This window comes from Pseudoduganella sp. RAF53_2, assembly GCF_052113985.1.
Taxonomy (GTDB): domain Bacteria; phylum Pseudomonadota; class Gammaproteobacteria; order Burkholderiales; family Burkholderiaceae_D; genus Rugamonas.
The window spans coordinates 1-6,772 of sequence record NZ_JBFRDW010000316.1 but is presented as its reverse complement, the minus strand read 5'-3'; the positions used below and the strand labels follow the sequence as shown (position 1 = coordinate 6,772).

At 60.8% G+C, this 6,772-nt stretch carries 7 protein-coding genes and 2 pseudogenes; 4 read left to right on the top strand and 5 right to left on the bottom strand.

Features of this window, described 5'->3' with window-relative positions:
- Both AB4Z11_RS18645 and AB4Z11_RS18640 read right to left on the bottom strand, forming a co-directional pair.
- Nucleotides 1–404 (bottom strand): annotated as a pseudogene (locus AB4Z11_RS18645) (type IV pili twitching motility protein PilT); the annotation flags it as partial.
- A 5-nt stretch (nucleotides 405–409) separates the two neighbouring features.
- Nucleotides 410–1,453, bottom strand: a complete 1,044-nt coding sequence (locus tag AB4Z11_RS18640; protein ID WP_442026799.1) for a type IV pilus twitching motility protein PilT — start codon at nucleotides 1,451–1,453, stop codon at nucleotides 410–412.
- A 37-nt stretch (nucleotides 1,454–1,490) separates the two neighbouring features.
- Here AB4Z11_RS18640 and AB4Z11_RS18635 point away from each other — a divergent pair, with 37 nt between their 5' ends.
- Nucleotides 1,491–2,198 (top strand): YggS family pyridoxal phosphate-dependent enzyme, encoded by a 708-nt coding sequence (locus AB4Z11_RS18635; protein ID WP_442026797.1) that lies wholly within the window; start codon nucleotides 1,491–1,493, stop codon nucleotides 2,196–2,198.
- A 3-nt stretch (nucleotides 2,199–2,201) separates the two neighbouring features.
- Nucleotides 2,202–3,038: a pyrroline-5-carboxylate reductase gene (proC, locus tag AB4Z11_RS18630; protein WP_442026795.1), complete on the top strand. Its 837-nt coding sequence runs from the start codon at nucleotides 2,202–2,204 to the stop codon at nucleotides 3,036–3,038.
- 46 nt (nucleotides 3,039–3,084) lie between these two features.
- Here proC and AB4Z11_RS18625 read toward each other — a convergent pair whose 3' ends face one another.
- Genes AB4Z11_RS18625 through AB4Z11_RS18615 form a run of 3 tightly spaced genes read right to left on the bottom strand, consistent with a single transcriptional unit; the run spans nucleotide 3,085 to nucleotide 5,356 of the window.
- Nucleotides 3,085–3,465, bottom strand: coding sequence for a DUF883 family protein (locus AB4Z11_RS18625; RefSeq protein WP_442026794.1), 381 nt, complete (start codon nucleotides 3,463–3,465; stop codon nucleotides 3,085–3,087).
- A gap of 40 nt (nucleotides 3,466–3,505) precedes the next feature.
- Nucleotides 3,506–4,381: a 4-hydroxybenzoate octaprenyltransferase gene (gene ubiA, locus AB4Z11_RS18620; RefSeq protein ID WP_442026792.1), complete on the bottom strand. Its 876-nt coding sequence runs from the start codon at nucleotides 4,379–4,381 to the stop codon at nucleotides 3,506–3,508.
- A gap of 36 nt (nucleotides 4,382–4,417) precedes the next feature.
- On the bottom strand, nucleotides 4,418–5,356 hold the full coding sequence (locus AB4Z11_RS18615) for a hydrogen peroxide-inducible genes activator (RefSeq protein ID WP_442026790.1): 939 nt from the start codon (nucleotides 5,354–5,356) through the stop codon (nucleotides 4,418–4,420).
- A 98-nt stretch (nucleotides 5,357–5,454) separates the two neighbouring features.
- On the opposite strand from AB4Z11_RS18615, the gene AB4Z11_RS18610 reads away from it, so the two are divergent.
- Nucleotides 5,455–6,627: a PilT/PilU family type 4a pilus ATPase gene (locus tag AB4Z11_RS18610; protein WP_442026788.1), complete on the top strand. Its 1,173-nt coding sequence runs from the start codon at nucleotides 5,455–5,457 to the stop codon at nucleotides 6,625–6,627.
- Between the two features lie 3 nt (nucleotides 6,628–6,630).
- A pseudogene (locus AB4Z11_RS18605) lies at nucleotides 6,631–6,772 on the top strand (D-glycero-beta-D-manno-heptose 1-phosphate adenylyltransferase); the annotation flags it as partial.

Below are 6,772 nucleotides of genomic sequence, written 5' to 3'. Positions count from 1 at the left end.
ATGATCACCAGGCCGCGCTTGGACATCACCACATCTTTCAGCACTTCCGGCAGGCCGAGATCGTCCAGCTTCGGAATCGCGGAGTTAATGGTACGCAGCACCATGCCCACGGAACTCATTTGCACGAAGGCCGAGACACGGAAGCGTCCGAGGTCGCCGGGGCTGATCGCGAAGTTCGCTTCCTTGGTCTGCTCGAACATCGCAGTCTGCTTGTCGTTCATGATCGAACGCGCCAGATCGGCGGTGTGCGATGGCGAGAGCGGCTGGGCCGACACGGGCGTCATCTTGCCGTCGATCTTGATGGCGGGCGGGAAGCCTGCGGTGATAAAGAGGTCCGAGCCCTTTTTGCTGACCATCAGGCGCAGCAGGTCGAACATGAATTTTGAAGCCTGGTCGCGTTCCATGTGGATTAGCCGGGGAAGTTATCGGGGATCTTGGCAGCCGAACGGGCGGCAGCGGAGGAAATCACATTACGGCGGACGAGTTCAGTCAGGTTCTGGTCCAGCGTCTGCATGCCGACGTTGCTGCCGGTCTGGATCGCGGAATACATCTGCGCGATCTTCGCTTCGCGGATCAGGTTACGGATTGCCGGCGTGCCCACCATGATTTCGTGTGCGGCCACACGGCCGGAGCCATCCTTGGTTTTCAACAGGGACTGCGAAATCACCGCTTGCAGCGATTCGGACAGCATCGCGCGCACCATCTCTTTTTCTTCCGCAGGGAAGACGTCGATGATACGGTCGATGGTCTTGGCAGCGGACGAAGTGTGCAGGGTGCCGAACACCAGGTGGCCGGTTTCCGCGGCCGACAGCGCCAGGCGAATGGTTTCCAGGTCACGCAATTCACCGACCAGGATCGCATCCGGGTCTTCACGCAGCGCCGAGCGCAGCGCGTTGTTGAAGGACAGCGTGTGCGGGCCGACTTCGCGCTGGTTGATCAGGCACTTCTTCGATTCGTGCACGAATTCGATCGGGTCTTCGATGGTCAGGATGTGGCCATACTCGTTTTCGTTGAGGTGGTTCACCATCGCCGCCAGCGTGGTCGACTTGCCCGAGCCGGTCGGTCCGGTCACCAGTACCAGCCCACGTGGCTTCAGCGCAAATTCGGCGAAGATCTTCGGCGCGTTCAATTCTTCCAGACTCAGGATCTTGGAAGGAATGGTACGCAGCACGGCCGATGCGCCACGCTCCTGGTTGTAGGCATTGACGCGGAAGYGTGCGAGGCCGGGAATGGCAAACGAAAAATCGCACTCCAGCATTTCTTCATACGCCTTGCGCTGGCCGTCGTTCATGATGTCATAGATCATGCCGTGGACATCTTTGTGTTCGAGCGGGGGCAGATTGATGCGGCGTACATCGCCGTGCACACGAATCATCGGCGGCAAACCAGCCGAGAGGTGCAAGTCGGAAGCTTTGTTCTTGACGGAGAATGCGAGTAGTTCGGAAATGTCCATTTATAATCCCTGAGCCTAGGAAAACCCTCGTCTGATTATGTCCACAATCGCTCAGAACTTGCAAGTTGTCACGAAAACAATCGCGGAAGCAGTTTCGCAGGCTGGACGGCCTGCAGACAGCGTGCAGTTACTGGCCGTCTCCAAGACTTTTGGACCTGAAGCCGTGGTCGAAGCGGTGATCGCGGGACAGCGTGCGTTCGGCGAGAACTATGTGCAGGAAGGCGTCGAGAAAATTGCAGCGGTCGCGAAAGCCCGTGGTTGCACGCCGCTTGAGTGGCACTTCATCGGTCCCATTCAAAGTAACAAGACCAAACCGATTGCCGAGAACTTCGATTGGGTGCACACCATCGAGCGCGAAAAGATTGCGGTGCGTTTGAACGAGCAGCGTCCCGAGGCGCTGCATCCTTTGCAAGTCTGTTTGCAAGTTAATACCAGCGGTGAAGCCAGCAAAAGCGGCATGGCGCCGCAAGATGTGGCGGCATTGGCACGCTCCATTGCAGGCCTGCCGCGATTGAAGCTGCGTGGACTGATGTCCATTCCCGAACCGGAAGACGATTTCGACAAGCAGCGCGCGGCCTTCCGCGTGCTGCGCGAACTGTACGACACGCTGCGCGCGGACGGCATTGAACTCGACACGCTATCGATGGGCATGTCGGCCGATATGCGCGCTGCCATCATGGAAGGCGCGACCATTGTTCGCGTTGGCAGCGCCATCTTCGGCGCACGCCAGTACAACCAAGGATAAATAATGAAGATCGCTTTCATCGGTGGCGGCAATATGGCCGCGGCACTGATCGCAGGCCTGGCCGGCAAGCTGACGCCCGGCGCCAATATTCATGTGGTGGACCCGAATCCGGCCTCGCTGGAAAAGCTGACGCGAGAGTACGGCGTGACCGTGGCGGCGACAGCCGGTGCGGAAGTGGCCAGCGCTGAAGTGATCGTGCTGGCGGTGAAGCCGCAAGTGATGCGCGACGTGGTGGCGCAGGTGTTGCCGCAGCTGCAGGCCGCGCAGCAGGGGGGACGCACGCCGCTGGTGCTGTCGATTGCAGCAGGCATCCGCGCGGCGGACCTGTCGCGCTGGCTGGGTGGCTACAGCGCTATCGTGCGCACCATGCCGAATACGCCGGCGCTGATCGGCATGGGCGTGACGGGCATGGTGGCATCGTCCGGCGTGACGGCGCAGCAGCGCGACGCAGCGGACCAGATCATGAAGGCCGTCGGCACCACCGTGTGGCTGGACAATGAATCCCTGATCGACCCGGTGACCGCCGTTTCAGGCAGCGGCCCGGCCTATGTGTTCTACTTCATTGAAGCGATGCAGCAGGCCGCCCTTGAAATGGGACTGACGGCGGAGCAGGGCACCCAGCTGGCCATTGCCACCTTCACCGGCGCCGCCCAGCTGGCCGCGCAATCGCCTGATTCCGTGTCGGTGTTGCGCGAGCGCGTGACGTCCAAAGGCGGCACCACTTACGCCGCGCTGACCAGCATGGAAGACAGCGGCGTGAAGCCCGCCATCGTGAAAGCCCTGCACGCCGCCGCCGCCCGCGGCAAGGAACTCGGCGAACAGCTCGGCGCCGCTGACTAAGCTCGCGGCTCGTCAGACCAGGCGTCGCAGGCCGATGCTTCGTGCATTACTTGCGGGCGATGATCACGCCTAATGCAATGCCGATGGCTGCGCCGATGGTGACGGACTTCCAGGGATTGTCGCGCACATAGACGTTGGTCGCTTCGGCCGCCATCTTGCCTTTGGCGAGCATCGAATCTTCCAGCTTGTGCAGGTCTTTCTTGGCCGTGCGCAGGGTGTCCTCGAATTTGGCCTTGACCATATTGAGGTCGTCCGTGCCGGCCGAGGCCGCGCCGCGCAGCCATTGCTCGGCGTCCTGGATGGCGTGCTTCAGGTCTTGCATCAGGCGCTCGCGGGCTTCCGCGTTTTCGGCGCTATGGGAATGGGTACTGCCATTGGCCATGCCGCCGCCGTTGGGCTTAGGAGTGGATTGGGGTGTTTGGTCCATGATCGCCTCGTCTAAGTGAACAGCACACAGGTGAGTTTAATCAACGCAGGGCGTAGTCCAATGCAATTCCGGCAAACACGGCTGCGCCCAGGTAGTTATTGTGGCGGAACGCGGCAAAGCAAGGCGCACGCTCGCGCCCACGGATCAGGAAGTAGTGATAAACGGCACAGCCCGTAGCAATGGCCACGCCCAGGGTGAAAGGCCAGCCCAGGCCATAATGCAGGCCGGTGGCGATCCAGATGCCGATCTGACCGGCATAGCAGAGCATGATTGCCGCCACGTCGAAGCGGCCGAACGTGATCGCGGAAGTCTTGATGCCGATTTTCAGGTCGTCGTCGCGGTCAACCATCGCGTATTCAGTGTCGTAGGCGACGGACCAGAATACATTGCCCAGCACAAGAAGCCATGCCCAGCCCGGCACGGAATTCTGCACGGCGGCATAAGACATTGGAATGCCGAAACCAAAAGCGATACCCAGATAAGCCTGTGGAATCGCGAAAAAGCGCTTGAAGTAGGGATAAGTGCCGGCAATGATCACTGCAGCCACCGACAGCTGCTTGACCAGCGTATTCAGCGGCAGGATCAGCATGAAGGACACGATGGCCAGCACTGCCGCAATCGTCAGCGCTTCCTTGCCGGAGATGCGGCCGCTGGTGATCGGGCGCTCAGCCGTGCGCTTCACATGTCGGTCGAAATCCTGGTCAGCGTAGTCGTTGACGGCGCAGCCTGCCGAGCGCATCAGGAAAGTGCCCAGCACAAAGATCAGCAGCAGGCGCAGGTCCGGCACGCCGCCCGAAGCCAGCCACAGTGCGCCCAAGGTCGGCCACAGCAGCAGCACGGTGCCGATGGGCTTGTCCAGGCGGACCAGGCGAAAATACAGTTGGAGGCGGCTGAGTGGCTGGGCAGTGGCTTGCACGGAAATCTCGGTTATCAGTGACGATAGCCCGGTATTTTACTCCGCGTGCCCGTTGAGCGTGATGACCCCCGGCAGCTTGCACTGGGCCACGGCCTGCACCACGGCGTCGATCGCCGCCTTGCGGGTGAAACTCTTGCGCCAGACGATGACCACGCGGCGCGTCGGCTCCGGATCATCGAAATAGCGGAAAGCCAGCATGCTGTCCTTGCCTTCCATATCCGGTACGGACGCGCGGGGCAGCACGGTCAGGCCGATACCRCTGGCGACCATATGGCGGATGGTTTCCAGCGACGAGCCTTCAAAAGTACGCTGCATGCCATTGCCCGGCGTGGAGAAGCGCGCCATTTCCGGGCAGACTTCCAGCACCTGATCGCGGAAGCAGTGGCCATTCCCCAGCAGGAGCATGGTTTCCTGTTTCAGATCCTCGGCCGGAATGCGGTCGCGCGAAGCCCATGGATGGTTGCGCGGCATGGCCACGACAAAGGGCTCGTCATACAGCGGCTGCACGGCCATGCCGTGTTCCGGCAGGGGCAGCGCCATGATGGCCGCATCCAGCTCACCCTGGCGCAGCATCTCCAGCAGCTTGACGGTGAAATTCTCCTGCAGCACCAGCGGCATCTGCGGGGTGTTATCGATCATGGCCTTGACCAGCGGCGGCAGCAGATAAGGGCCAATGGTGTAAATCACGCCGAGGCGCAGCGGACCGGCCAGCGGGTCCTTGTTCTGCTTGGCCAGCTCCTTGATGGCGGCGGTCTGCTCCAGCACGCGCTCGGCCTGGGCCACGATCTGGGCACCCAGCGGCGTCACGGAAATCTCGGCGCCTCCGCGCTCGAACAATACGACGCCCAACTCGTCTTCGAGCTTCTTGATGGCGACCGACAGCGTCGGCTGGGCGACAAAACAGGCCTCAGCCGCATGTCCGAAGTGTTTCGCCCGCGCAACAGCGACGATGTATTTAAGTTCGGTGAGGGTCATGGACTCATTTGAACACAGGCGATGCCTATATGCAATGCTCGGTTACGGTGATAGGGTCTGGCTATAATGTCCCACAAACGTACTAGCGAGGTGCACGCATGTCATCCATTCTCGGGCACGAAGAAGCCCAAAGCTACATCCACAAGCTGTTGAAGGCCATGCACCAGGTCGGCGGCTCCGATCTATTCATTTCAGCCGATTTTCCGCCTAGTATCAAGTCGCAGGGCGCGATGCGGCCACTCAGCCAGCAAAGGCTGACGCCCGACGTCACCCGTGCGCTGGCCTACGCCATCATGAACGAGAAGCAGCGGCGCGAGTTCGAAACTGAGCTGGAATGCAATTTCGCCATTTCGCTGCCGGACGTATGCCGCTTCCGCGTCAACGTCTTCGTTCAGCAGCAGGCGGTGGGCATGGTGATCCGTACCATCGCCTCCGAAATTCCCAACTTCGAAAAGCTCGATCTGCCGGAAGTGCTGAAAGAAGTCGTGATGACCAAGCGCGGACTGGTGCTGGTGGTGGGCGGCACGGGCTCCGGCAAATCGACCACGCTGGCGGCGATGATCGACTACCGCAATGCCAACTCGGCTGGCCACATCATCACGGTGGAAGACCCGGTCGAATACGTCCATAAAAATAAGGGCTGCCTGATCACGCACCGCGAAGTGGGCGTCGATACTCTGAGCTGGCACCACGCGCTGAAGAACACCCTGCGCCAGGCACCGGATGTGATCCTGATCGGCGAGATCCGCGACACCGAAACCATGGAGCACGCGATCGCGTTTGCGGAGACGGGCCACCTGTGCCTGGGTACCCTGCACGCGAATAACGCCAACCAGACCATGGACCGCATCATCAACTTCTTCCCGGAGGAGCGGCGCAACCAGTTGCTGATGGACTTGTCCTCCAACCTGCGCGCGATCGTATCGCAGCGCCTGATCCGCACCCAGGACGGCAAGGGGCGCAAGGCCGCGATTGAAATCCTGCTGAATACGCCGACCATCTCCGAGATGATCTTCAAGGGGAACTTCCACGCGATCAAGGAAATCATGCACAAGTCGCGCGAACTGGGCATGTGCACCTTCGACCAGGCGCTGTACGAACTCTATAATAAGGGCTACATCGCCTACGAAGAGGCCCTGCGCAATGCGGACTCCGCGAACCAACTGCGCCTGCAGATCAAGCTCAGTGGCAAAGGTCCCGAAGATGGCGGCCCCGGTGGGCGTCCGGGCGAATTGAGCATGCAGGTGGACGAAGAAGAGGAAGAAGAATAAGCAATGCCGAAGTTTGAAGACAAAATGTGCACGCGCACCGAACTGGCCGCGCGCGTGGCGGCCCTGCCGAAGCCGGTGGTGATGACCAATGGGGTGTTCGACATCCTGCACCGCGGGCATGTGACTTATCTGGCGCAGGCACGCG

Coding starts and splice junctions, on each gene's coding strand:
- AB4Z11_RS18610 (WP_442026788.1), top strand. CDS start 5,455: ATGTCATCCATTCTCGGGCACGAAGAAGCCCAAAGCTACATCCACAAG.
- proC (WP_442026795.1), top strand. CDS start 2,202: ATGAAGATCGCTTTCATCGGTGGCGGCAATATGGCCGCGGCACTGATC.
- AB4Z11_RS18625 (WP_442026794.1), bottom strand. CDS start 3,465: ATGGACCAAACACCCCAATCCACTCCTAAGCCCAACGGCGGCGGCATG.
- AB4Z11_RS18635 (WP_442026797.1), top strand. CDS start 1,491: ATGTCCACAATCGCTCAGAACTTGCAAGTTGTCACGAAAACAATCGCG.